Source organism: Actinomadura macrotermitis (genome assembly GCF_009604375.1).
Lineage (GTDB): Bacteria > Actinomycetota > Actinomycetes > Streptosporangiales > Streptosporangiaceae > Spirillospora > Spirillospora macrotermitis.
In genome coordinates this window covers 245,459-268,768 of record NZ_WEGH01000007.1, presented here as the reverse complement: position 1 = coordinate 268,768, position 23,310 = coordinate 245,459, and the positions used below count along the sequence as shown (strand labels likewise).

At 74.7% G+C, this 23,310-nt stretch carries 24 protein-coding genes; 7 read left to right on the top strand and 17 right to left on the bottom strand.

Annotation, left to right across the window (positions count from 1 at the left end; translation table 11 throughout):
* Positions 1-160: 160 nt before the first annotated feature.
* From pheT to infC, 8 genes are all read right to left on the bottom strand, one after another.
* Entirely contained in the window at positions 161-2,638 is a 2,478-nt protein-coding gene (pheT, locus tag ACRB68_RS39565) for a phenylalanine--tRNA ligase subunit beta (RefSeq protein WP_153542052.1), read from the bottom strand.
* Positions 2,638-3,747 carry a phenylalanine--tRNA ligase subunit alpha gene (pheS, locus tag ACRB68_RS39560; protein ID WP_153542049.1) on the bottom strand — a complete coding sequence of 370 codons (1,110 nt, stop codon included), beginning with the start codon at positions 3,745-3,747 and terminating at the stop codon, positions 2,638-2,640. Before pheS ends, pheT begins: the two co-directional genes overlap by 1 nt.
* Positions 3,748-3,868: 121 nt before the next feature.
* Complete coding sequence (locus ACRB68_RS39555; protein WP_153542157.1) at positions 3,869-4,924, bottom strand: sensor histidine kinase; 1,056 nt, start codon at positions 4,922-4,924, stop codon at positions 3,869-3,871.
* 124 nt (positions 4,925-5,048) lie between these two features.
* Positions 5,049-5,519 (bottom strand): STAS domain-containing protein, encoded by a 471-nt coding sequence (locus ACRB68_RS39550; protein WP_153542047.1) that lies wholly within the window; start codon positions 5,517-5,519, stop codon positions 5,049-5,051.
* A 246-nt stretch (positions 5,520-5,765) separates the two neighbouring features.
* Positions 5,766-6,578, bottom strand: a complete 813-nt coding sequence (locus ACRB68_RS39545; protein WP_153542045.1) for a TrmH family RNA methyltransferase — start codon at positions 6,576-6,578, stop codon at positions 5,766-5,768.
* Positions 6,579-6,601: 23 nt separating this feature from the next.
* Positions 6,602-6,979 (bottom strand): 50S ribosomal protein L20, encoded by a 378-nt coding sequence (gene rplT, locus ACRB68_RS39540; RefSeq protein WP_328595346.1) that lies wholly within the window; start codon positions 6,977-6,979, stop codon positions 6,602-6,604.
* 70 nt (positions 6,980-7,049) lie between these two features.
* A complete protein-coding gene (gene rpmI, locus ACRB68_RS39535; RefSeq protein WP_153542043.1) occupies positions 7,050-7,244 on the bottom strand; it encodes a 50S ribosomal protein L35 in 195 nt (64 codons plus the stop codon).
* Between the two features lie 181 nt (positions 7,245-7,425).
* Positions 7,426-8,088, bottom strand: coding sequence for a translation initiation factor IF-3 (gene infC / locus ACRB68_RS39530; protein WP_328595345.1), 663 nt, complete (start codon positions 8,086-8,088; stop codon positions 7,426-7,428).
* 367 nt (positions 8,089-8,455) lie between these two features.
* On the opposite strand from infC, the gene ACRB68_RS39525 reads away from it, so the two are divergent.
* Both ACRB68_RS39525 and ACRB68_RS39520 read left to right on the top strand, forming a co-directional pair.
* On the top strand, positions 8,456-8,917 hold the full coding sequence (locus ACRB68_RS39525; RefSeq protein ID WP_153542042.1) for an NUDIX domain-containing protein: 462 nt from the start codon (positions 8,456-8,458) through the stop codon (positions 8,915-8,917).
* 4 nt (positions 8,918-8,921) lie between these two features.
* Positions 8,922-9,857, top strand: coding sequence for a PfkB family carbohydrate kinase (locus ACRB68_RS39520; RefSeq protein ID WP_207709996.1), 936 nt, complete (start codon positions 8,922-8,924; stop codon positions 9,855-9,857).
* Here ACRB68_RS39520 and ACRB68_RS39515 read toward each other — a convergent pair.
* Entirely contained in the window at positions 9,824-10,471 is a 648-nt protein-coding gene (locus tag ACRB68_RS39515; protein ID WP_153542040.1) for an HIT family protein, read from the bottom strand. The genes ACRB68_RS39520 and ACRB68_RS39515 overlap by 34 nt on opposite strands.
* 92 nt (positions 10,472-10,563) lie before the next feature.
* On the opposite strand from ACRB68_RS39515, the gene ACRB68_RS39510 reads away from it, so the two are divergent.
* Positions 10,564-11,850, top strand: coding sequence for a prenyltransferase/squalene oxidase repeat-containing protein (locus ACRB68_RS39510; protein WP_153542038.1), 1,287 nt, complete (start codon positions 10,564-10,566; stop codon positions 11,848-11,850).
* Here ACRB68_RS39510 and ACRB68_RS39505 read toward each other — a convergent pair.
* The 7 genes from ACRB68_RS39505 to ACRB68_RS39475 form a co-directional block, all read right to left on the bottom strand.
* Positions 11,837-12,655: a shikimate dehydrogenase gene (locus ACRB68_RS39505; protein WP_407924342.1), complete on the bottom strand. Its 819-nt coding sequence runs from the start codon at positions 12,653-12,655 to the stop codon at positions 11,837-11,839. The genes ACRB68_RS39510 and ACRB68_RS39505 overlap by 14 nt on opposite strands.
* Before the next feature lie 83 nt (positions 12,656-12,738).
* Positions 12,739-13,899 (bottom strand): endolytic transglycosylase MltG, encoded by a 1,161-nt coding sequence (gene mltG / locus ACRB68_RS39500; RefSeq protein WP_153542036.1) that lies wholly within the window; start codon positions 13,897-13,899, stop codon positions 12,739-12,741.
* Positions 13,896-14,354, bottom strand: a complete 459-nt coding sequence (ruvX, locus tag ACRB68_RS39495) for a Holliday junction resolvase RuvX (RefSeq protein ID WP_153542034.1) — start codon at positions 14,352-14,354, stop codon at positions 13,896-13,898. The genes mltG and ruvX overlap by 4 nt, the downstream gene beginning before the upstream one ends.
* A gap of 145 nt (positions 14,355-14,499) precedes the next feature.
* Complete coding sequence (gene alaS, locus ACRB68_RS39490; protein WP_153542032.1) at positions 14,500-17,169, bottom strand: alanine--tRNA ligase; 2,670 nt, start codon at positions 17,167-17,169, stop codon at positions 14,500-14,502.
* Positions 17,170-17,171: 2 nt separating this feature from the next.
* Entirely contained in the window at positions 17,172-17,486 is a 315-nt protein-coding gene (locus ACRB68_RS39485) for a hypothetical protein (protein ID WP_153542029.1), read from the bottom strand.
* A gap of 43 nt (positions 17,487-17,529) precedes the next feature.
* On the bottom strand, positions 17,530-17,907 hold the full coding sequence (locus ACRB68_RS39480) for a DUF948 domain-containing protein (protein ID WP_407924341.1): 378 nt from the start codon (positions 17,905-17,907) through the stop codon (positions 17,530-17,532).
* A 242-nt stretch (positions 17,908-18,149) separates the two neighbouring features.
* Positions 18,150-19,436: a replication-associated recombination protein A gene (locus ACRB68_RS39475; RefSeq protein WP_153542151.1), complete on the bottom strand. Its 1,287-nt coding sequence runs from the start codon at positions 19,434-19,436 to the stop codon at positions 18,150-18,152.
* A 234-nt stretch (positions 19,437-19,670) separates the two neighbouring features.
* Between ACRB68_RS39475 and ACRB68_RS39470 the strand changes: the two genes are divergently transcribed.
* From ACRB68_RS39470 to ACRB68_RS39455, 4 genes are read left to right on the top strand one after another with little or no spacing between them, the layout of a single operon-like run.
* The gene (locus tag ACRB68_RS39470) at positions 19,671-20,081 is read left to right on the top strand and encodes a hypothetical protein (RefSeq protein ID WP_153542025.1); all 411 of its coding nucleotides are present in this window, start codon (positions 19,671-19,673) and stop codon (positions 20,079-20,081) included.
* Positions 20,082-20,140: 59 nt separating this feature from the next.
* Positions 20,141-20,755, top strand: a complete 615-nt coding sequence (locus tag ACRB68_RS39465; protein WP_153542023.1) for a DUF3105 domain-containing protein — start codon at positions 20,141-20,143, stop codon at positions 20,753-20,755.
* Positions 20,752-21,390, top strand: a complete 639-nt coding sequence (locus ACRB68_RS39460; protein WP_328595343.1) for a DUF305 domain-containing protein — start codon at positions 20,752-20,754, stop codon at positions 21,388-21,390. Before ACRB68_RS39465 ends, ACRB68_RS39460 begins: the two co-directional genes overlap by 4 nt.
* Positions 21,391-21,429: 39 nt before the next feature.
* Positions 21,430-22,026 carry a TIGR03086 family metal-binding protein gene (locus ACRB68_RS39455; protein ID WP_153542021.1) on the top strand — a complete coding sequence of 199 codons (597 nt, stop codon included), beginning with the start codon at positions 21,430-21,432 and terminating at the stop codon, positions 22,024-22,026.
* Positions 22,027-22,067: 41 nt separating this feature from the next.
* Here ACRB68_RS39455 and ACRB68_RS39450 read toward each other — a convergent pair whose 3' ends face one another.
* Positions 22,068-23,303 carry a DUF349 domain-containing protein gene (locus ACRB68_RS39450; RefSeq protein ID WP_328595342.1) on the bottom strand — a complete coding sequence of 412 codons (1,236 nt, stop codon included), beginning with the start codon at positions 23,301-23,303 and terminating at the stop codon, positions 22,068-22,070.
* Positions 23,304-23,310 lie beyond the last annotated feature (7 nt).

Sequence of the window (23,310 nt, the reverse complement as noted above, 5' to 3'; positions counted from 1 at the left end):
TCTCGACCTCAGTTCTTCAATGGACTCCCCTACCGGGCGACGATAAGACCCTGGAATTATACCCAAGCCACTGCTGCGACTCAAGAGGTTTCTGCCGGCTCCCGGAAAAGCCGAAGGGCCGCCCGCACCCGAAGGTGCGGGCGGCCCCGGCGGTGGGGCGTTACGCGCCGCGCAGGACCGCGCCGGTGCGATCGGCGGCCACCGCGACGGCGGCGTCGCGGGCGGCGCCGGCCTCCTCGGCGGTCAGCGTCCGGTCCGGCGCGCGGAACCGCAGCGTGTAGGCCAGGGACTTGCGGCCCTCGCCCACCTGCTCGCCGGTGTAGACGTCGAACAGCCGGACCGACTCCAGCAGCTCGCCCGCGCCTTCGCGCAGGGCCGACTCGACCTCGGCGGCCGGGACGGCGCCGGCCACGATCAGCGCGACGTCCTGGGTGGCGACCGGGTAGGTCGTCACGTGCGTCGCGCGCGGCGCGACCGGCTCGCCGAGCCCGCGCAGCTCCAGCTCCATCGCGCAGGTGCGCGGCGGCAGCCCGTAGGCCTTGATCGTGCGCGGGTGCAGCTCGCCGGCGTGGCCGACGAGGGTGCCGCCCGCGTACAGCGCGGCGCAGCGGCCCGGGTGCCAGGGCGCGTGCTGGTCGGCCTTGACCGTCAGCTCCACGCCGGCCTCGCGGGCCACCGTGCGGGCGGCCTCGATCGCGTCCGCCCAGTTCGCCGGCTCGCCCTGGCCCCACCAGCCGGCCGGGCGGCGGTCGCCCGCCAGCACCGCGCCGACGCGCAGCGGCTGGTCGGGCAGCGCGGCGTCCACCGACGCGATCTCCTCCGGCGTCGGGCCCCGGTCGACGGCCAGGCGCGGCGCGGTCTTCGGCGCGTCCGGGCGCGGCCGGAACACCACGCCGACCTCGAACAGGGCGACGTCGCTCATGCCGCGGCCCACGTTGCGCGCCAGGGTCTTCAGCAGGCCCGGCAGCAGCGTGGTGCGCAGCAGCGGCTCGTCCTCCGACAGCGGGTTGGCCAGGCGCAGCGCGTCGCGGCGCGCGTCGCCCGCCGGGAGCTGCAGGGCGTCCCAGTCCTTCTCGGCGGCGAACGAGAAGTTCAGCGCCTCGACGTAGCCGGCGCCGGCGAGGGCGCGGCCGACCCGGCGGCGCAGCCGCTGCCGCGGCGTGAGGCCGCGGCCCGCGACCGGGCGCGGCGCGCGGACCGGGATGGCCTCGTAGCCCTCCAGCCGCAGCACCTCCTCGGCCAGGTCGTTGGGGTCGGTCAGGTCGGGGCGCCAGGTCGGCGGCGTCACCGTGAGGACGTCGCCGCCCGCGACGGCGCAGCCGACCTGCTCCAGCCGCCGCACGACGGTGTCGCGGCCGTAGCCGACGCCCGCGACCTTGTCGGGGTGGTCGGCGGCCATCGTGACGGTGCGGGCCGGCACCGGCTCCTCGGCGTGGGTGACGCCGGGGACGATCTCGGCGCCGCCGAGCTCGGCGAGCAGCTCGGCCGCCCGCCGCGACGCGCGCAGCGGCAGCTCGCGGTCCACGCCCCGCTCGAACCGGTACGACGCCTCGCTGTGCAGCTTGTGGCGGCGCGCCTGGCGGGCCACCGCGACGGCGTCGAAGTGCGCGGCCTCGATCACGATGCCGGCCGACGTCTCGTCGATCTCGGTGGCCAGGCCGCCCATCGTGCCGGCCAGGGCGATCGGCCCCGAGTCGTCGGTGACCAGCAGGTCGCCGGCGTCCAGCGTCCGGGTGAGGTGGTCCAGGGTCTCCAGCTTCTCGTCCGCCGCGGCGCGGCGCACCACGATCGGGCCGGTCAGCTTGGCCCGGTCGAAGGCGTGCAGCGGCTGGCCGAGCTCCAGCATCACGTAGTTGGTGACGTCGACCGCGAGCGACACCGGCCGCACCCCGGCGCGGAACAGGCGGGTGCGCATCCACATCGGGGTCTGCGCGGACGGGTCCAGGCCGCGCACCTCGCGCAGCACGAACCGGTCGCAGCCCGCGGGGTCGGCGATCGCCGCCGGGTAGGACCCGCCCTCCTCGGCGGGCGGCTCGACCAGCGCGGGGTCGGTGAACGGCACGCCGTAGGCGGTGGCGGCCTCGCGGGCCAGGCCGCGGATCGACAGGCAGTAGCCGCGGTCGGGCGTGACGGCGATGTCCAGGACGTCCTCGCGCAGCCCGAGCAGCCCGATCGCGTCGGCGCCGATCTCGGTGTCCGGCGGCAGCACCAGGATGCCCGCGTGGTCGTCGCCGATGCCGAGCTCGGTGACCGAGCAGATCATGCCCTCGGACATGCGCCCGTAGGTCTTGCGGCTGCCGATCCGGAACCCGCCGGGCAGCACGCCGCCCGGCAGGATCACCACGACGCGGTCGCCGACCGCGAAGTTGGTCGCACCGCACACGATCTGCTGCGGCTCGCCGGTGCCGTTGGCCTGCCCGACGTTGACGGTGCAGTAGCGGATCGGCTTCTTGAAGCCGGTCAGCTCCTCGATGGTCAGCACCTCGCCGACCACGATGGGGCCGGTGATGTCGGCACCGGCCTGCTCGACCGTCTCGACCTCCAGGCCCGCGTCGATGAGCTTGGCGGCCAGCTCGCGGCCGGTCACGCCGGCGGGCAGTTCGGCGTGCTCGCGCAGCCAGGAAAGCGGGGCGCGCATCAGATCTCCATCCCGAACGGAAGGGTGAAGCGCGTGTCACCCTCCACCATGTCGTGCATGTCCTCGACGCCGTGGCGGAACATCAGCGTCCGCTCCACGCCGAGGCCGAACGCCCAGCCGCTGTAGCGCTCGGGGTCGACGCCGCAGGCCACCAGCACCCGCGGGTTGACCATGCCGCAGCCGCCGATCTCGATCCAGCCCTCCGAGCCGCAGGTGCGGCACGGGTCCGCGCCCGGCTCCACCGAGGCGCCCCGGCACACGAAGCACTGCATGTCGACCTCGGCCGACGGCTCGGTGAACGGGAAGTACGACGGGCGCATCCGCACCGTCAGGCCCTCGCCGAACATGCCCGCGACGAACGCGTCGATGCCGCCGCGCAGGTCGGCCATCGTCAGGCCCTCGTCCACCGCCAGGCCCTCCAGCTGGTGGAAGACCGGGGCGTGGGTGGCGTCCAGCTCGTCGGTGCGGAAGGTGCGGCCGGGGCCCACCACGTACACCGGCAGGTCGCGCGACAGCAGCGAGCGGATCTGCATCGGCGAGGTGTGGGTGCGCAGCACCAGGCCGGACTCCTCCGACTCCACGAAGAAGGTGTCCTGCATGGAGCGGGCCGGGTGGTCGGGCGTGAAGTTCAGCGCGTCGAAGTTGAACCATTCGGCCTCGACCTCGGGCCCCTCGGCGACCTCGAAGCCCATCGAGACGAACACGTCGACCATCCGCTCCTGCAGCGTGGTCAGCGGGTGCCGGGCGCCCTTCGGCGCGCGGTCCCAGGGCAGCGTGACGTCGACGCTCTCCTCGACCAGCACGCGCTGGTCGCGCTTGGCCTCCAGCTCGGCCTGGCGCTCCTTCAGCGCCGTGGACACCGCGCCGCGGGCCGCGCCGATGCGCTTGCCCGCCTCGGCGCGGGCCTGCGGCGGCAGCGCGCCGATCTCGCGGTTGGCCAGGGCCAGCGGGGAGCGGTCGCCGGCGTGCGCCAGGCGGACCTGCTTGAGTGCGTCGAGGTCGGCGGCGCCGGCGATGGCCGCGAGGGCCGCGTCACGCGCGCCGTCGAGCTCGTCCGGCTGCAGCGCGGACACCTCGACGGGGTCGTAGGACTTGTTGGGTGCAGACATGGTGGTGTGATGACTCCGGTCGGCATGGGATGCCCGGCAGTCTAGTGCGCGGGCAGGAAAGATCCGGAAAAGGACGGCGGGTGCGGCCCGCGCGGTGCCCCTCGTGCCCGGCCGAATGTGCTCAGACGGCGTGGTCGGGGGCCCCGGCGGGCATGGTAAATCGGAACTCTGCGCCGCCGCCGGGCGCGCGCTGCACGGTGATGGTGCCGCCGTGGGCCTCGACCAGGCCCTTCACGATGTACAGGCCGAGCCCGGTGCCGCCACGGCGGTTGCCGCCGGGCCCGCGCCAGAACCGCCGGAAGACACGCGAGGCGGCCTCGGGCGGAATGCCCTCGCCCTCGTCGCGTACCGACACGGCCGCCCCCTCCTTGTGCGCGTCCGGCTCCACCACGATGGTGACAGTACCAGCGCCGTGCCGCACCGCGTTCTCCAGCAGGTTGCCGAAGATCTGATCGACCTTGTCGGGGTCCAGCCACAGCTCCGGCAGCTCCCCCGACAGCTCGAACCGGAACCGGTCCGCGGGGTCGCCGGCCGCGACCCGGCCCGCGATGACCTTGCGGATCTCGGCGGGCAGGTCGACGACCTGGCGGTGCATCTCCAGCCGGCCCGACTCGATCCGCGACACGTCCAGCAGCTCGGTGATCAGCCGGGTCACCCGGTCGGCGTCGGCGTTGACGGTCTCCAGCATGACCCGCTTCTGGTCGTCGTTGAAGCGGTGCCACTTGGCCAGCAGCGTGGCGGTGAAGCCCTTGACGCTGGTCAGCGGGGAGCGCAGCTCGTGCGCGACGGTGGAGACCAGGTCGGCGCGGTCGCGCTCCTGGCGGGCCCGCTGCAGCGCGTCGCGCAGCGCGACGCTGAACCGCACCACCCGGCCGCGCTCGTCGCGCCGGTAGGCGGCGGTGACCAGGACCTCGGCGCCGCCGGGCAGGAACAGCGCGCGCTCGGGGTGGCGGGTGCGGGTGGACAGCCCCTCGTAGGGGGCCACGCACCGCCACCAGTCGCGGCCCTCGGCGTCGTGCAGCGGCAGGACCTCGCGGAAGTCGCCGCCGAGCGCGTCGCCGGCGGGAACGCCGGTGATGCGCTGCGCGGCGGCGTTGAAGACCACGACCCGGCCGGTCTCGTCGGCGACCAGCAGCCCGTCGGGCAGGTCGTCGGGCGAGGCCGCCCCGGCGGGCATGCGCTGCGGCACGTGCGGGGAATCCTCTTCGCCCACAACGGCCTCCAGAACACCGGTGAGAACGCGGCCTGTCGAGTAGAGACCCTACCCGTAGACCGGGGCCCTCCGGGACCCGGAAAGCTCCCTACGGCAAGGCTTTTGTGGCTTCGGCGACGGCCTCGTCCAGGTCGTCGTGCAGGGCGAACAGGGCGTGCAGTCCCGTGATGCGCACCAGCCGCTCCTGCGCGCGGCGCAGCCGGGCGAGCCGGATCTCCCCGCCGCGGCCGGCCACCCGGTTGTGCGCGGCGACCAGCGCGCCGAGCCCGGCGGCGTCGCAGAACGGCACCGCGGCGAAGTCGACGACCAGCCCCCGGTGGCCCGCGTCGTGCAGCTCGGTCAGCCGGGCGCGCAGCGCGTCGGCGGTGTGCAGGTCGATCTCGCCGGCGACGGCGACCACCGCGACCGCGCCGTGCGCGCGGGTCACCGTGATCTCCAGCCCGGCGGGCGGCGCCGTCCGCACGGCCCGCCCGGCCGGCGCGCCCGCCCCCGCGCGGCAGCGCACGCCCGGCCCCCGCCGGTGCGGCCGCCTGATCGCGGTCCCGTTGTCCTCGGCCATTCTCCGTCAGCCCCCATTCGCACGGCGTCGTCGCCGCCCTTGCCGAACACGCTAGGCACCCGGGGCGGCGCTCGGATCCCCCGCCGGGCCGGTTTCGCTCTCCTACCTTCGGACGACCTCGGCCCGTTCGCCCCGCACGTCACTGCGCGTGACACTATCCTCGCAGGTCACAACCGGGAAGAAGCCGCCCGGCGCGACCGTTTGCGGTCAGCGCCGGCGCAGCGGCGGCCGGTGGACGCGCGCGCCTCAGGCGCGCTGGGCGCGGGCCGAGGCGTACAGGCAGACCGCGGCGGCGGTCGCCAGGTTCAGGCTCTCGGCATGTCCGTGGATCGGTACCCGGACGACGTCGTCGACGAGCCGCAGGATCTCCTCGGGCAGGCCCCAGGCCTCGTTGCCGAAGACCCACGCGGTGGGCTTGGCCAGGGTGCCGTCGTCGATGGCCTCGTCCAGGGTCCGCTCCCCCGCCCCGTCGGCGGCGAGCACGGTGAGGCCCGCCTGCTTCAGCTCGGGGATCAGGGTGTCGAACCGGGGGCCGACCACGACCGGCAGGTGGAACAGGCTGCCCGCCGAGGCGCGCACGCACTTGCCGTTGTAGGGGTCGACCGAGGCGTCGGTGAACACCACCGACTCCGAGCCGGCGGCGTCGGCGGTGCGCAGCACCGTGCCGGCGTTGCCGGGGTCGCGCACGTGCGCGAGCACGGTGACCAGCCGGGGCGACGCCGCCAGCGCGGTGGCCAGCGGCGCGTCGACGAACCCGCAGACCGCCAGCAGCCCCTGCGGGGTGACGGTCTGGGCGAGCTCGGCCATCACCTCGCCGCTGACCCGCAGCACCGGCACGCCCGCCGCCTCGGCGGCCTGCACCAGGTCGGCGTGCCGGTTCTCGGCCTCGGCCGTGGTGAACAGCTCGGTGAGGCCCCCCGGGATGCGCAGGGCCTCGCGCACCGCCTGCGGCCCCTCGGCGAGGAACCGGCGCTCGCGGTGCCGGAAGGTGCGTTTGGCGAGCCGGCGAGCGGCCTTCACCCGTGGTGATCGGAGGGAGGTCAGCTCGCGGCCCGCCATGACGCCTGCTACCTTCGGCCGGTTCAGGCGGCCTCGCTGCCCTCGGCGGGCAGCGCGGCCTTGGCGACCTCGACGAGCGCCGCGAACGCGGCGGCGTCGTTCACGGCCAGCTCGGCCAGCATGCGGCGGTCGACCTCGACCTCGGCGGCCTTCAGCCCCTGGATGAAGCGGTTGTAGGTCATGCCGTTGGCGCGGGCGGCGGCGTTGATGCGCTGGATCCACAGCCGGCGGAACTGGCCCTTGCGGTCCTTGCGGTCCCGGAAGGCGTAGGTCATGGAGTGGAGCTGCTGCTCCTTGGCCTTGCGGTACAAGCGCGACCGCTGGCCGCGGTAGCCGCTCGACCGCTCCAGGACGACCCGACGCTTCTTGGCGGCGTTGACCGCCCTCTTCACGCGTGCCACGTGATGAACTCCTTCGTGGTGGCCGGGGCCTTGCGGGCCTCGGCAGGTCGTACGGGTTGCTGGTCGGGGGCTACTTGCGCAGCAGCTTCTTGATGTTCTTGGTGTCGGCGGGCGACACCACGGCCGGGCCGTCCAGGCGGCGGGTGCGCTTGGTCGGCTTGTGCTCAAGAAGGTGGTTCTTGTTGGCGCGGCGGCGCATCACCTTGCCGGAGCCGGTCAGCTTGAACCGCTTCTTGGCGCCGCTGTGCGTCTTGGTCTTCGGCATGGTCGCCGTCGTCTCCCTCACTCGATCGCCCGGACGCGTCCGGCATCCGGGCGTGCCTGATCGGACGCGCTCCACAGGACACGTGGAGTGCGCCTGGTCAGACTAGGTGTACGTGCGTGCCGACCCGACCATGGCCGGGTCGGACCGAGCCGGCCGGAGGACCGGCCCGGGTGGCCCGGCCTCAGGCGATGCCGGCGTCCGGCTCCGCCTCGGCGGCACCGCCGCGGGCGGCGGCGCGCTCGGCCTTGGCCTCGGCCTTGGCCTCGGCCTTCTTCTTGTGCGGACCAAGCACCATGATCATGTTACGGCCGTCCTGCTTGGCGCGGGACTCCACGAAGCCGAGCTCCTCGACGTCGTCGGCCAGCCGCTGCAGCAGCCGGAAGCCCAGCTCGGGGCGGGACTGCTCACGACCACGGAACATGATGGTCACCTTGACCTTGTCCCCGGCCTTGAGGAACCGCACCACGTGACCCTTCTTGGTCTCGTAGTCGTGCGGGTCGATCTTCGGCCGGAGCTTGATCTCCTTGATGACCGTGTGCGCCTGGTTCTTCCGCGCCTCACGCGCCTTCATCGCGGACTCGTACTTGAACTTGCCGTAGTCCATGAGCTTGGCGACGGGCGGGCGCGCGGTGGGCGCCACCTCGACGAGGTCGAGGTCCGACTCACGCGCGAGCTCAAGGGCCTTGGCGATGGGGACGATGCCCACCTGTTCGCCGTTCGGGCCGACGAGCCGGACCTCGGGCACGCGAATGCGGTCGTTGATACGCGGTTCGGCGCTGATGGGACCTCCTAGGGGCCGTACGTTCCAGGTTCTTCGGACCGGTCGTACCCCTGGGCCTTTCACGCAAAAAGCCCCGCACGACTCCCATGCGAGGCCACCTTCGGTCGCCGCGTCGCCGAAGACGACACGGACTGCGGCGGTACGGGCGAACCCGCACGCCGGACCGGTACCCTCCAGCCTCGCGGCCGGTCAGGTGGGAGGTGGCCTCCGCTTGTGCGCCCGGTGCGGTCGCCGCGAGGCGCCCACGTCGGGCCGGTCAGAGGTCCAGCCTACACCATCGGGAAGGGCGCTTCACCAGGCCCGGACGGGGCGCCCGCCACGGGTGAGGGTCTTGTCGCCGCCGCGCGACCGTGGCGGGTCCGGCCCGGCTTGTTACGGTGAAGGACAGGACGGACCGCCGGGGTCGGTCGAACGGAAAGATCTCCGTGCGATGCCCGCTTTCACCACCGCTCCCCCGACCACGCTGGAATTCGCGCAGAAGGCCTTCATCCTGGACGGCGACCGCCTGCTGCTCGTGCGCAAGGCCGCGTCCGACCCCTACCAGCCGGGCCGCTGGGAGGTGCCGGGCGGCCGGCTGGAGGTCGCCGCCGACGCCGACCTGGACGACCACATCCGCCGCGAGGTGTGGGAGGAGGTCGGCCTGAGGATCGATCCGGGGCCGCCGTTCCACCTGTGGCAGTGGGTCATGCCGGGCGGCCGGGTCCGGGTCGTCGCGGCCGCCCGGCACTGCCGGCCGGTCACCCTGGAGGTGTCGCTGGCCAACCAGACGCCGTCGGACCACCTGTGCGAGCCGCGCTGGGTGCCGCTCGCCGAGGTGGCCGGCTTCGACCTCATCCCGAGCCTGCGGCCGGTGATGCGCGCGTTCCTGCGGCTGCGCGCGGCGGCCGGCTGACGCGGTGGCCGTCCCGGGGTCGCCGGTGCGCCGGCCCGGGCTGGACGGCGCCGCCGTCCGCCGGTTCGGGCTGCTGGTGCTCGGCGACGTGCGCATCGAGGTGCGCGCGGAGCTGCCCGGTGTGCGCTTCACCGAGCTGACCGGCGACCGGCTCGCCTACGCCCCCGCGCGCGTGCTGGTCGCGGGCACCGCGGTGAACCTGGCCCGGCGCGCGACCGGCTACTTCCGCCGGACCGCGGTGCTCGGCAAGATCGGCGACGACGACTTCAGCCCGGTGATCCGGCGCGAGCTGCGCCGGCTCGGCGTCGCCGACCTGCTGTGCGCCGAGCCGGGCGCCGCGAACGCGGTCTCGGTGATGCTGCGCGACCGGCCCGGCGCGGACGGCCCCGGGAGGCGGCTGCTGGTCGCCGGGGAGCACGCGCCGAGCCGGCGGCTGTCGGCCGCCGACGTGCGCCGCGCGGCGGACGGGATCCGCCGCGCCGACGTGCTCTTCCTGGACGGCTACGGGCTGCTGTCGCCGGTGTCGCGCGAGGCGCTGCTCACCGCCGCCGGGATCGCCCGGGGGGCCGGCACCGCGGTCGCCTTCGACGTGGTCCCGCACGACGTCGACGCCCGGCTCACCGCGGCGGCGCTGCGGCCGGTGCTGGAGCTCGCCGACGTCGTCATCAGCGAGGCGCCGACGCTGGCCCGGATGCTCGGCCTCGGCGGCGCGCGGGAGTGCGCCCTGCCGCCGGCGCTGGACGCCCTGGTCCCCGGCCGGCCGCTCTGGCTGCTGCGGTGCGGGCCGACCTCGCTGGAGCGGGTGCTCGCCCACCGCCGCGGCGATGCGCCGCTGGAGTACGCGACGGGCTTCGGCCCGGGCGTGGAGCGGGCGGGGTTCGGCGACCGGCTGGCCGCCGCGGAGCTCTACTGGTGGCTGTCGGCGCACGCCGCCAGCTGATCGAGGGTGCGCCGGAACCGGGCCCGGCCGCGGGGCAGCCCGAACGTCTCCTGCCAGCGCCAGGCGTGCCCGTCGCCGAGGGCGGTGGCCGCCGCCCAGCGCAGGAACTGGCCGGGCACGCCGTCGCCGGGGTGGACGGTGGCGGCCCCGTCCTCCTCCACCAGCAGGTAGGAGCGGCCCGCGCGCAGGCGGGCGCGCAGGGCGGCCGGGGAGGCGGGTTCGCCGGGCAGGCCGCGCCCCTCCACCAGCGGCCGCATGCCGGCGGTGCCGGGCAGGAAGTGCCAGTGGGCGTGGTCCACGCAGGCGCCGCCGCTCTGCGGGCCGGCCGGGCCGTGCTCGAACAGCGTCAGGTCCGCGGCGCCGTAGGCCGCCTGGTACAGCCCGGCGATCCGGTCGCGCCAGGCCCGCGCCCGCGCCCACAGTTCGTCGTCGAAGGCGCCCGCGCACCGGTGGTGCCGTTCGGTGACCAGCAGCAGGTGGCCGTCGGCGAGCGGCGCGAGATCGGGCATCAGCAGGAACTCGTCATCGGCCGCGAGGACGGCGTCCGCCCCCGGCAGGTCCGCGACGGCGTTCAGCCGGTAGCGCAGCGGCGGGCAGAACACACAGTCTCGCATCGGTCTCCTCCGCGGTTCCCTTACGGAGCGTGCCCGTTCCCGCGTGCAAAATCCGCCTAAACGGGCACATATCTCCTAGAAGGCGGCTCCCCATGAACAATTCCCCCTCGATCGATCTGACCGTGCTCGCCCGGCGCCTGGCCGAGTCCCTGGACGTGCTGCGCGAGGCGTACACGCCCGCCCCCGCCGAGGGCGGCGGCTGGTACCACGAACTGACCCGGCCCGAACCGGGCTCGACCGCGACCGCGCTCGGGCTGTCGGCCTTCGTGGAGGCCGAGCGCCCCTACGAGCACCTGGACGAGGGCCTCGCCCTGCTCGCCGCCCGCCAGCACGCGGACGGCGGCTGGGCGACCAAGACCAGCCTCGGCCTGCCTGTGGTGGAGGCGACCGCGTGGATCGCCCGGTTCCTCGCCCGCGCCCGCTGCGACCTGCGGCCCGGCGCCCCCGACCTGCACGCCGCGCACCGCTGGCTGCTGGCCGGCCAGAACCCCGACGGCGGCTGGGGCTCGCTCCCGGGCTGCCCGTCGCGCACCTGGCTCACCTGCCTGGCGCTGCGCGCCCTCGCCCAGCTGAACCCGGCCGAGCCGGCCGTGGACCGCGGGGTGGAGTGGCTGCTGGCCGACCGGACCACCTACCGGCCCGGCTGGGGCCCGGTCCCGGCCGCCCGGCCGACCGTCACCCACACCGCGTTCGCGCTGCTCACCCTCGCCGAGACGCGGCCCTGGCTGCGCGACGAACGGCTGCTCGCCGCCTACGACTGGCTGCGCGCGAACCTGGACCCCGAGGACGGCCACACCTGGATCGAGACCTACGACGTCTCCCCGCAGGGGGCCGCCGGCCGCCCGGTGTGGCGGCTCGCCCTCTGGCACTACGGGCTGCCGCTCGCGGTGTCGGCGCTGCTGCGCGACCCGCGCGGCGTCCCCGGCCCGCTGGTCGGCCGCGCGTTCGCCACCCTCGCCCGCGCCGAGGTGACCGACCCGCGCCGCGACGGGCACCCCGCCGACGGCCACCCCTCGCTGTGGACGCTGTGGTGGCGGCTCGCCGCCCTGATCGACCTGGCCCGGCACCCCCTGGTGCAGCCGGACGGCATCGTGCACTGGCTGCCGGACGCGACGGTGGTGCAGCACGCGCACGCCCGCGGCCGGCCGCTGGCCGCGCTGCTGCCGGCCCCGCCGCGCCGCGACCCGCTGGCCGCGCTGCGCCGGCACTGGGCCGCCGCCGCCTTCGGGCTGATCGCCCTCGCCAGCCTCACCGGCGTCGCGACCGGCACCTGGGCGTGGCGCGACTTCTGGCTGAGCGTGATCCTGCCGATGGCGCTGACCACCGTGCACGAGGCCGCCAAGCGCCGCCGCGTGCCGCGCCCGCCTACCGCCGGCTGAGCTCGGCCTCGCCCGCCGCGCGCATCGCCTCGACGGGCACGTCGTCGCGCCCGGTCATCAGGGCGACCTGCCGCACCGCCTGGTGCAGCAGCATCGCGAACCCGCCGACCACGGTGCCGCCGCGGGCCGCCACCGCCGCCGCCAGCGTCGTCGGCCAGGGCGCGTACACCACGTCGAACAGCGCGGCCCGCGACGCCGCGACCGGCCCGGCGAACGCGTCCGCCGCGGTGCCCGGCAGCGTGGACACCACCAGGTCCACGTCCAGGCGGCCGGCGACCTCCGCCAGGGTGCCGACCCGCACCTCCAGGCCGAGGCGCCGGCCCACCTCGACCGCTTCGGCCGCCCGCTCGGGGCTGCGCACCGCCAGGCCCGCCTCGGTCAGCCCGAGCCGGGCCAGCGCGGCGAACGCCGACGCCGCCGTGGCGCCGCCGCCGAGCACCAGCGCGGACGCCGGGGCGCCGAGGCCCGCCTCGGTGAGCGCCGCGACGATGCCGTGCACGTCGGTGTTGTCGGCGTGGCGGCGGCCGTCGCGCAGCAGCAGGGTGTTGGCGCCGCCGACCGCGGCGGCCAGGTCCGAGACGCTGTCGGCCAGCTTCAGCGCCTCGCGCTTCAGCGGCATCGTCAGCGACAGCCCCGCCCAGTCGCCGCCGAGGCCGTCCAGGAAGGGCGCCAGGCCCGCCTCGTCCACCTCGAACGCCTCGTAGGACCACTCGTCCAGGCCCATCGCCGCGTACGCCGCCCGGTGCAGCACCGGCGACAGCGAATGGGTGATCGGCGATCCGAGGACCGCCGCGCGCCGTGCCACCTGATCCACTCCTTGCGACCGCGCCGGCGCGGCGGGACCGTCCCCGCCGCGCCGGCGCCGTCATCGTCGTGCCATGCCCCGGGTCAGTTGCCGGGGTGCGCCTTCTGCCAGGCGCGGAACTCCGCCACGAGCCGCTTGCGCTCGTCCTCGGTGGAGGCGAACTTGGTGATCTTGCGGGACGGGTCCGTCGCCACGAAGTACAGCCAGTCCCCGTTCTCGGGCTTCAGCGCCGCCTCGATCGCGTCCGGGCCGGGGTTGCAGATCGGCCCGGGCGGCAGCCCCTTGTTGATGTAGGTGTTCCACGGGGTCTGGATCTTGGTCTCCTGCTCGGTGACCGTCAGCGTGCGCTTCTTGAGGTAGTACAGGATCGTGGTGTCGAAGCCGAACGGCATGCCGGCCTTGATCCGGTTGTAGAGCACCCGGGAGATCTTGGGCAGGTCCTCGGGCTTGCCGCCCTCGGCCTGGATCAGGCTGGCCAGGTTGACCAGGGCGGCCGGGCTGAGGTGCGCCGCCCTGGCCTTGGCCTCCAGGCCGGTGCTCGCCGCCTCCTGGTTGTAGCGCGCCACCATCTGCTTGAGGATCTGCGGCGCCGTCGCGTTCGGGCTGAGGTCGTACCGGCCCGGGTACAGGTACCCCTCGACGCTCTGCGCGTACGACGGCAGCCCGAGCGCGCGCCGGTTCTTGGCCGCGTTCTCGAAGGTGCGCACCGGGATGCCGGTCTTCTTCGACATCAGCGCGTAGATCTCGTACGCCCGCTGCCCCTCGGGGATGATGATCTGGCTGCCCGCCCGCGACCTCGGGTCGAGCAGCATCGCCATCGCCGCCTGGGACGACATCCGCAGCCGCATCTGGTAGTAGCCCGGCTGGATGCTGGACGCCCGCGTCTCCTTGGCGTACACCTTCATGAACCCGCGCACGCTCTTGACCACGTCGTGCTCCTGCAGCGTGGTCGCGATGCTCGCGCCGGTCGCGCCCTCCTTGATCTGGACGGACACGTTGCCCGCGCCCGGACCGGAGTAGTCCGGCGGGTGCATCCGGTTGTCCAGCCAGGCGAAGCCGAACACCCCGGCGGTCCCGAAGACCGCCACGATGAAGGCGAGCGCGAACAGGAACGCCGCGCTGCCCTTGCGGCGCCGCCGCTGCTGCTTCCTGCGGTTGCGGCGCTGGGCGCGGCGCGACAGCGGCTCCTCGGCCTGCGGCCCGCCCCGGCCGCCCGGCTCAGCGAACAGATCCAGATCACTCATGCGCTTCCTCGGACGATCTCGCCTGCGGGGCGTCCCGTCGACCGCTCGCCGTCGAGCGCCGCCTGGAGCAGCACCGCCGCGGCGGCCTGGTCGACCACCTTGCGGCGCGCCTGGCCGTGCACCCCGCCGGCCCGCAGGCCGCTCTCGGCGGTCACGGTGGTGAGCCGCTCGTCGTACAGCCGGACCGTCCCGGGCGGCAGCCGGCCGGCCAGCCACCCCGCGAACCGGCGCGCCGACTTCGCCGCCGGGCCCTCCCGGCCCGACAGCGACGTCGGCAGCCCCACGACCACCTCGACGGCCTCGTGCTCGGCGACGAGCGCGACCAGCCGGTCGATGTCCCCCTTGCCGCTCTTCACGGTCTCCAGGGGCGAGGCGAGGATCCCGCCCGGGTCGCTGCGCGCCACCCCGATGCGGACACTGCCCACATCCACCCCGAGCCGGACGCCCTGCCTCATGGCCTCGCTCCGCTCAGCGGTTCGGCGCGCTTCTTCGGCACCGGCTTCCCTCGTCGCTCCGGTCGCAGGCTCCCTGCGCTCCTCAGCCCAGCAGGCGCCGCGCGCCTCACGGGCCTCATGGCCTCACTCCGCACGGACTGCTCGCTCACACGGCCCCTACGGCTCGTTCGACGGCGGCCAGCGCGTCGCCGATCGCCGCGGCGTCCGCGCCTCCGCCCTGGGCCAGGTCGTCCTTGCCGCCGCCGCCCCCGCCGAGGGTGCGGGCGGCGATGCCGACCAGCGCGCCGGCCTTCAGGCCGCGCTCGCGGGCGGCGTCGTTGACGGCGATGACGACGACCGGGCGGTCCTTCGGCACGCCCGCGACCATGACCACGGCGGGGCGGGCGGCGAGGCGGCCGCGCACGTCGGTGGCGAGCCGGCGCAGGTCGCCGGCGTCGGTGCCGTCCGGCGCGCGGTGCCCGACGAAGGCGATGCCGCCGAGGTCGGCGGCGTTCTCGGCCAGCGACCCGGCGACCGCCAGGACCTGCTGGGAGCGCACCTTCTCCAGCTCCCGCTCGGCGTCGCGCAGCCGGGCGACGATGCCCGAGACCCGCTCGGGCAGCTCCTCCTTGCGCACCTTCAGCTGCTCGGCGAGCTGGGCGACCAGCACGTTCTCCCGGGCCAGGAAGCGGAACGCGTCGATGCCGACCAGCGCCTCGACGCGGCGCACGCCGGCGCCGATCGACGACTCGCCGAGCACCTTGACCAGCCCGAGCTGCCCCGAGCTGCCCACGTGGGTACCGCCGCACAGCTCGCGGGAGTAGTCGCCGACCTCCACCACGCGGACCTGGTCGCCGTACTTCTCGCCGAACAGGGCGAGGGCGCCCATCGCGCGGGCCTCGTCGATGGAGGTGTGGAAGGCGCGCACGTCCAGGTCGTTGATCAGGACGTCGTTGACCTCGTCCTCCACGTCGCGCAGCACGCTGAGCGGGACCGCGCCCGAGGCGGTGAAGTCGAACCGGAACCGGCCGGGCGAGTTCTCCGAGCCGGCCTGCGCGGCCGACTCGCCGAGCGCCCGCCGGAACCCGGCGTGCACCATGTGGGTCGCGGTGTGCGAGCGGGAGATGGCCTGCCGCCGCCGCACGTCGATCCTGGCGAGCGCGGCGTCGCCGGCCTGCGCCTCGCCGCGGGTGACCCGGCCGCGGTGCACGATCAGCCCGGCGAGCGGCGACTGCACGTCGGTGACCTGGATCTGCGCGCCGTTGCCGAGGTCGATGACGCCCTGGTCGGCGAGCTGGCCGCCGCCCTCGGCGTAGAAGGGGGTGCGGTCCAGGACGGCCTCGACCTCGGTGCCCTCGCCCGCCGCCGGCACCGCGGCGCCGCCGGCCAGCAGGCCGACCAGGCGGGCGTCGGCCTCGGTGGTGTGGTAGCCGAGGAACTCCACCGCGCCGCCCGAGCGGCTGAGCAGCTCGTCCAGGACCGAGACGTCCAGGTTGCCGGTCTTCTTGTCGCGCGCGTCCTGCTTGGCCCGCTCGCGCTGCTCGGCCATCAGCTGGCGGAAGCCCTCCTCGTCCACCCGCAGGCCCTGCTCGGCGGCCATCTCCAGGGTGAGGTCGATCGGGAAGCCGTAGGTGTCGTGCAGCTTGAACGCCTGGTCGCCGGCCAGGCGGGCGGCGCCCTGCTCCTTGGCCGCGGCGACCGCCGTGTCGAAGATCGTGGTGCCGGTGCGCAGCGTCGCCAGGAAGGACGCCTCCTCGGCGTCGATGACGGCGTGGATGCTGTCGGCGGTGCGGACCAGGTCGGGGTACTGCTCGCCCATCGCGGCGATCGCGACCGAGGTCAGCTCGTGCATCAGCCCGGCGTCCTGGCCGCCCAGCAGGCGCAGGTTGCGCACCGAGCGGCGCAGGATGCGGCGCAGCACGTAGCCGCGGCCCTCGTTGCCGGGGCGGATGCCGTCGGCGACCATCATGGTGCCGCTGCGCACGTGGTCGGCGACGACCCGCAGCGACACGTCGTCGCGGTGGTCGCGGCCGTAGGAGGTGGCGGTGAGCGCGGCGGCGCGCTCCAGCACCCGCCACAGGGTGTCGGTCTCGTAGATGTTGTCGACGCCCTGCAGGATCGCGGCCATGCGCTCCAGGCCCATGCCGGTGTCGATGTTGCGGTTCGGCAGGTCGCCCACGATGTCGAAGTCGACCTTGGAGCGGACCGTGCCGAGCTGCTTTTGCATGAAGACCAGGTTCCAGACCTCCAGGTACCGGTCCTCGTCGGCGACCGGGCCGCCCTCGCGGCCGTGCTCGGGCCCCCGGTCGTAGTAGATCTCCGAGCAGGGGCCGCCGGGGCCGGGCACGCCCATGTGCCAGTAGTTGTCGGCCAGGCCGCGGCGCTGGATGCGCTCCAGCGGGACGCCGACCTTGGTGTGCCAGATGTCGCGGGCCTCGTCGTCGTCCTCGAAGACGGTCACCCAGAGCTTCTCCTCGGGGAAGCCGAAGCCGCCGCCCGCGCGGTCGCCGGTCAGCAGCTCCCAGGCGAACGGGATCGCCTGCTCCTTGAAGTAGTCCCCGATCGAGAAGTTCCCGAGCATCTGGAAGAACGTGGCGTGCCGGGTGGTCTTGCCGACCTCGTCGATGTCGGGCGTGCGCACGCACTTCTGGGCGCTGGTCATCCGCGGCGACGGCGGGGTGCGCTGCCCGAGGAAGTAGGGCTTGAACGGCGCCATGCCGGCGTTCACCAGCAGCAGCGTCGGGTCCTCGGCGATCAGGCTGGCCGAGGGCATCACGGTGTGCCCGCGCGCCTCGAAGAACGTGAGGAAACGGCGGGCGATCTCTGCCGACTCCATGATCAGTGGCCATCCTTGTCGTCGATGATGGTGTAGCGGGCCTTCAGGACCCGGCGGCGGGGCCCGTCGACCTCGGGCGGGGCCTGGTCCATCCGGACCGCCTCGCGCAGTTCGGCCTCGCGCGCCCGCATCTCGGTGCGCACGTCGGCGGCGAAGTACCTCAGCCGCCGGCCGGTGCTCTGCCCGGTGGTGACGGCGCGGGCCGCGACGCCCTCGGGCGACCAGGCCTGCGCGATCCGCGTCACCTTGCGCTTGACGCGGTTGGTGGCGTACACCCCGGCGCCGGCGCCGACCGACAGCCAGAACAGGCGCTTCATCGTCTCCCGCCCTCCGTCGCCTTGGCGAGCCGTTTTCCGGTGCTCACTTGCGCCCCTTCCCGGTCTGGCGGGCGGGGAGCTGCGGGCGGTCCGGGGCGCCGGCGCCGCCGTTGCCGCCGAGGGCCTTGCGCACGCCGTAGGAGAACGCGGCGGCCTTCACCAGCGGCCCGCCCACCACCGAGGTCATCACGGTGGTGACGGCGGACACGTTCTGGGTGACCCCGGCGACCTGCTTGGTGATCACGTCGGTGCGGCCGAGCTGTTCGTTGGCGCGGCGCATCGTGCGGTTCATGTCCTCCAGCAGCGGCCCGGCCTGCTCGCCGAGGTCGTGCACGACCTTGCCGGCCTCGTCCAGCAGCCGGGCGAGCCTGAGCAGGGTGAAGGCGAGGAAGGAGACCAGCACCGCCCAGAACACGGCCACGATGAGACCTGCTAGCTGTCCACCAGTGAGCATCAGGGCTTTCCGTTCGCTGTGTCGACTCGGGCCGGACGTTGGTGACAGACCCTACCGTGGGCGCGAGCCCGCGAACGCGAGCCGGAAAAAGCCCGCGGCGGGCGGTTCGTCCCCGGGGTGGCCGCCGGCGCGGGCCGGGACCGTCCGAGTGCAGGCTATCGCTCGCGGGCCCGCCGCGGGTGGAGCGGCGGCGCCGGGAGACCGGGTGGTCACCCCTTCTTCGCGCCGCCCTCGCGGCGGCGGCCGTCCGGCGGCCGCAGCACCGACCTGATCCGGGCCAGCACCTCGGTGAACCGCGCCTCGGCGCCGTAGGTGGTCGGGCGGTAGTACTCGCGGCCGTGCACCGCGTCGGGCGCGTACTGCTGCCGCACCACCCCGCCGGGGTGGTTGTGCGCGTACAGGTAGCCCTTGCCGTGCCCGACGCGGGCCGCGCCCGCGTAGTGCGCGTCGCGCAAGTGCCCGGGGACCGGGCCGACCAGGCCCTTGCGGACGTCGCCGATCGCCTCGTCCACCGCCGTGATCACCGCGTTGGACTTGGGGGCCAGCGCCAGGTGGACGACCGCCTGCGCCAGGTTGATGCGGGCCTCGGGCAGCCCGACGAACTCCACCGCCTGGGCGGCGGCGACCGCGGTCTGCAGCGCGGTCGGGTCGGCCATCCCGATGTCCTCGCTGGCGTGCACGATCAGCCGCCGGGCGATGAACCGCGGGTCCTCGCCCGCCTCGATCATGCGGGCCAGGTAGTGCAGCGCGGCGTCCACGTCGCTGCCCCGGATGCTCTTGATGAACGCGCTGGTGACGTCGTAGTGCTGGTCGCCCTCGCGGTCGTAGCGGACCGCGGCGCGGTCGACGGCCTTCTCCAGCACGTCCACGTCGATCGGCGCGCCCTCGGGGGCCACCAGCGCGGCGGCCTCCAGGTAGGTGAGGGTGCGCCGGGCGTCGCCGCCCGCCAGCCGGACCAGGTGGTCCTCGGCGGCGGCGTCCAGCGCCACCGCGCCGTTCAGGCCGCGCTCGTCGGCGAGGGCGCGGCGGATCACCTCGCGCAGGTCGTCCTCGCCGAGCGGCTCCAGGGTGAGCAGCAGCGACCGCGACAGCAGCGGGCTGATCACCGAGAAGAACGGGTTCTCGGTGGTGGCGCCGATGAAGGAGACCCAGCGGTTCTCCACCGCGGGCAGCAGCGCGTCCTGCTGGGCCTTGTTGAAGCGGTGCACCTCGTCGACGAACAGCACCGTCTGCCGGCCGCTCATGCCGAGCTCGCGGCGGGCCAGGTCGATCTCGGCGCGGACCCGCTTGACGCCGTCGCTGACCGCGGAGATCTCCACGAAGCGGCGCTCGGTGACCCGGCTCACCACGGTCGCCAGGGTGGTCTTGCCGGTGCCGGGCGGCCCCCACAGCAGCAGCGACATGGGCACGTCGCGCTCGACGAGCTGGCGGATCGGGGTGCCGGGGCCGAGCAGGTGGCCCTGCCCGACGACCTCGTCCAGGCCGCGCGGGCGCATCCGCACCGCGAGCGGGTCGGTGCCCTTCGGCGGGGACGGCGGCGCGGCGGAGGGAGCGGGGGGCCGGGGAGGCGCGCCCGCCGGATCGTCGAACAGGCCCTCCGCCTGGCCCGCGTCATTCCAGCTGGTCACGCTCCGACACTATCCCTCCGCGCCGACATTCCGGTCCGGGCGGGAACCTATCCTCGGGGTACGCGCGTTGATGACGCGCGGAGACCGATTTTCGGGAGCTTGATGAGGTTCGGGACGGCGTCGTTGCGGCGCCATGGGCGGGCGGGCCTGCTCATGGTGCTGTTCGTCGTCGCCGGGCTGCTGTTCAGCTACGGCCTCGAGCACAGTGCGTCGGTCCGGCTCTGCACCGCCCACCTGGTGCACGACGCCTCGGGCGGCACCGCCGTCGTGTCGGACGGCCCGTCCGTCACCGGCCCCGCGCTGACCGCCCCCGGGCATCCGGCGCCGTTCGCCCCGGCGGACGCCTGCCTCTGCCTGGCCGTGCTGCTCACCCTCCTGGTGATCGCCCTGGCGGCCCGGCCGCACCGGGCCCGCGTCCGCGTCCCGGCCCGCTCGGGCTGGACGCTCGCGCTGCCCCCGCCGTCCCGGCCCGCTCCCCCGTCCCTGTCCTCCCTCCAGGTGCTCCGGCTGTGACGGGCCGGCCGTGAGGCCGCCGTCCCGTCATGCCGTCGACCACCTGAGAGGGAACCCCCATGTCCAAAAGCGCCCGCACGCGCGCCCAGAAGAACAGCAAGAAGAAGAACGCGCTGACCCAGCGCCAGACGCCCTGGGGCGGCATCGTGTTCTTCACCGCGATCGGCCTCGCCGCCGCCGTCGCGATCACCTTCGCCTTCCTGCAGAGCCGCTCCTCCTCCGCCGACGGCGCCTCCATCGCCGGCGTGGTGAGCAAGGAGGGCCTCGGCCGCGACCACACCCAGGCCGCCGTCAAGTACGACTCCAGCCCGCCGATGGGCGGCGCGCACGACCCGATGTGGCAGAACTGCGACGCCCGCGTCTACGACCGGCCGCTGCGCGACGAGAACGCCGTGCACGCGCTGGAGCACGGCGCGGTGTGGGTCGCCTACCGGCCGGACCTGCCGGCCGACCAGCGGGACCTGCTCGCCGCCAAGATCAAGGCCACCGACTACTCGCTGATGAGCCCCTACCCCGCCCTGGACAAGCCGATCGCGCTGACGGCGTGGGGCAAGCAGCTGAAGGTGGACAAGGCGTCCGACCCCCGGGTGAACAAGTTCCTGCTCGCCTACGTCAAGGGGCCGCAGACGCCCGAGCCGGGCGCGGCGTGCACCGGCGCCAAGGACACCCCGTGAGTCAGGCGGGGCCGGCACCGCGCGGGCGGCGGGTCACCGCCGTCCTCGCGGTGCTGGCGCTCGCCGCCGGCGCCCTGCTGCTCGCCCGGCCGCTGCTCGGCTCCGGCGCGCCCGCCGCCGGCGGCCCGGAGGCGGGGTTCGCCCGGGACATGAGCACCCACCACGCGCAGGCCGTGCGGATGTCGTTCCTCGTGCGGGACCGCACGCAGGACGAACCCGTCCGGACCCTGGCCTTCGACATCATCACCACCCAGCAGGCCCAGATCGGCATGATGACGGCCTGGCTCGACGCCTGGCGGGCGCCGAAGGCCGACCCGGCCGGGCCGATGCGCTGGATGGGCGGCCACGCCGGGCACGGCGCGGCCGCCGGGGCCTACTCGATGCCGGGGATGGCGACGCCGCAGCAGCTGCGCGAGCTGCAGGCGGCGTCGGGGCGCGACGCCGAGCGGCTGTTCCTGCGCCTGATGATCGCCCACCACCGGGCCGGCGTGGAGATGGCCCGGGCCGTGCTGGCCCGCACCGAGCAGGCGCAGGTCCGGCGGCTGGCGCAGACCATGGTCGACGGGCAGCGCGCGGAGATCACGCTGATGGAGTCGATGCTCGCCGCGCGCGCCTCCGGGCGATCTTCGCGATAGCGCTTGACAGCGCTGCCCGGACGCGCGTCACTGGGCGCCATGGCTCAGGAACTCAGCGGCTACCAGCGGGCTCTGGATCGGTTCGAGGGCGTGCTCGGCGGCGTCGCCGGGAACGGCTGGGACGCGGCGTCGCCGTGCGCCGGCTGGACCGCGCGCGACGTCGCCGGGCATGTCACCGGGGGCCAGCACCTGGTCCGCGCCCTCGCCACCGGGACGCCGGTCCCCGACGTCAACCACGACCCCGGCCGGTTCTGCACCGGCGACGCGCTGCTGGCGTGGCGGACCGCCCGCAAGGAGACCGAGGCGGCCCTCACCGCCGAGGCGCTGCGCCGCCCGGTCCCGGTCGGCGGGCTCGGCGAGCTGCCGCTGGCCGACTTCCTCGAGGGCTACATCCTCGAACCCCTGGTGCACACCTGGGACCTGGCGGTGGCGACCGGGCAGCCGTCCCGGCTCGACCCCGACCTGGTGCACCACGCGTTCGCGACCGCGCAGATGGTCGCGGCCGCGATGCGCCGCGAGGGGCATCTGGCGCCGGCCCTGCCCGCACCGCGCGGGGCGGACGAGCAGACCCGCCTGCTGGCCTTCCTCGGCCGCCCGCGCGGGGTCCGGGCCGAGGAGGGCGGGCCGACGCCCTGAACGCGCCGGCCCCGCCGCGCAGGCGGCGAGGCCGGAGCCTTCTAGGAGAACTCCGCCAGGGTGCGCTCGGCCTCTTCCAGCCAGGCGCGGCGGGCCGTCAGGGCCTCCTCGGCGTCCTTGACGTCCTTCTCGCGCCCGGAGCCGCGGGCCTTGTCCAGCCGCTTCTCCAGCTGCTCGATCGAGGACCGCAGCTGGGTGACGGTGGCCTCGGCGCGGGCGCGCGCCTCGGGGTTGGTGCGCCGCCACTCCTGCTCCTCGGCGCCGCGGATCGCCTCCTCGATCTTGCGGAGGCGGCCCTCCAGCCGGTCGCGCTGGTCGCGCGGCACCATGCCGGCCGCCTCCCAGCGCTCCTGCACGGCGCGCAGCGCCTGCCGGGCCTGCCGGATGTCGCGGACCGGCAGCAGCTTCTCGGCGTCGGCGAGGATCTTCTCCTTCTCCGCGGCGTTGCCGGCGAACTCGGCGTCGCGCTCGGCGAAGGCGGCGCTGCGCGCGGCGAAGAAGGTGTCCTGCGCGCCCTTGAAGCGGGCCCACAGCTCCTCTTCGACGTCGCGGGAGGCGCGCCCGGCGACCTTCCAGCGGCGCATCAGCTCGCGGTAGGCGGCGGCGGTGTCGCCCCACTCGGTGGAGCCGCTCAGCGCCTCGGCCTCGGCGACCAGGCGCTCCTTGTCGCGGCGGGCCTCGTCGCGCTGGTCGTCCAGCGTGGCGAAGTAGGCCTTGCGGCGCTTGGTGAAGGCGTTGCGGGCCGACGACAGCCGCTTCCACAGCGCGGTCTCGGTCGGCCGGTCGATGCGCTCGGCGGCCTTCCACTCCTCCACCAGCTGGCGCAGCCGCTCGCCGCCGTTCTTCCAGTGCGTCTCCTCGGCGGCGATCCGCTCGGCCTCGGCGACGATGCGCTCCTTGACCTCGCGCGCCTCGTGCCGGGCGTGCTCGCGCTTGGCCTTGACCTCCTGGCGGCGGCGCCCGACCAGCTCGGTGAGGGCGTCCAGCCGCCGGGCGAGCGCGTCCAGGTCGCCGACGGCGTGCGCCTCGGTGACCTGCTCGCGCAGCCGGTCGATGCCCTGCTGGGCCTGCTGCGGCTGCAGGTCGGTGGTCTTGACCCGCTGTTCCAGCAGGCCGATCTCGGTGACCAGCGTGTCGTACTTGCGCTTGAAGTAGGCCAGAGCCTCCTCCGGTGCGCCGGCCTGCCAGGACCCCACGACGCGCTCGCCGTCCGACGTCTTCACGTAGACGGTGCCGTCTTCGTCCACCCGGCCCCAGGGATCGGTCGCGCTGGACACCCTTGCC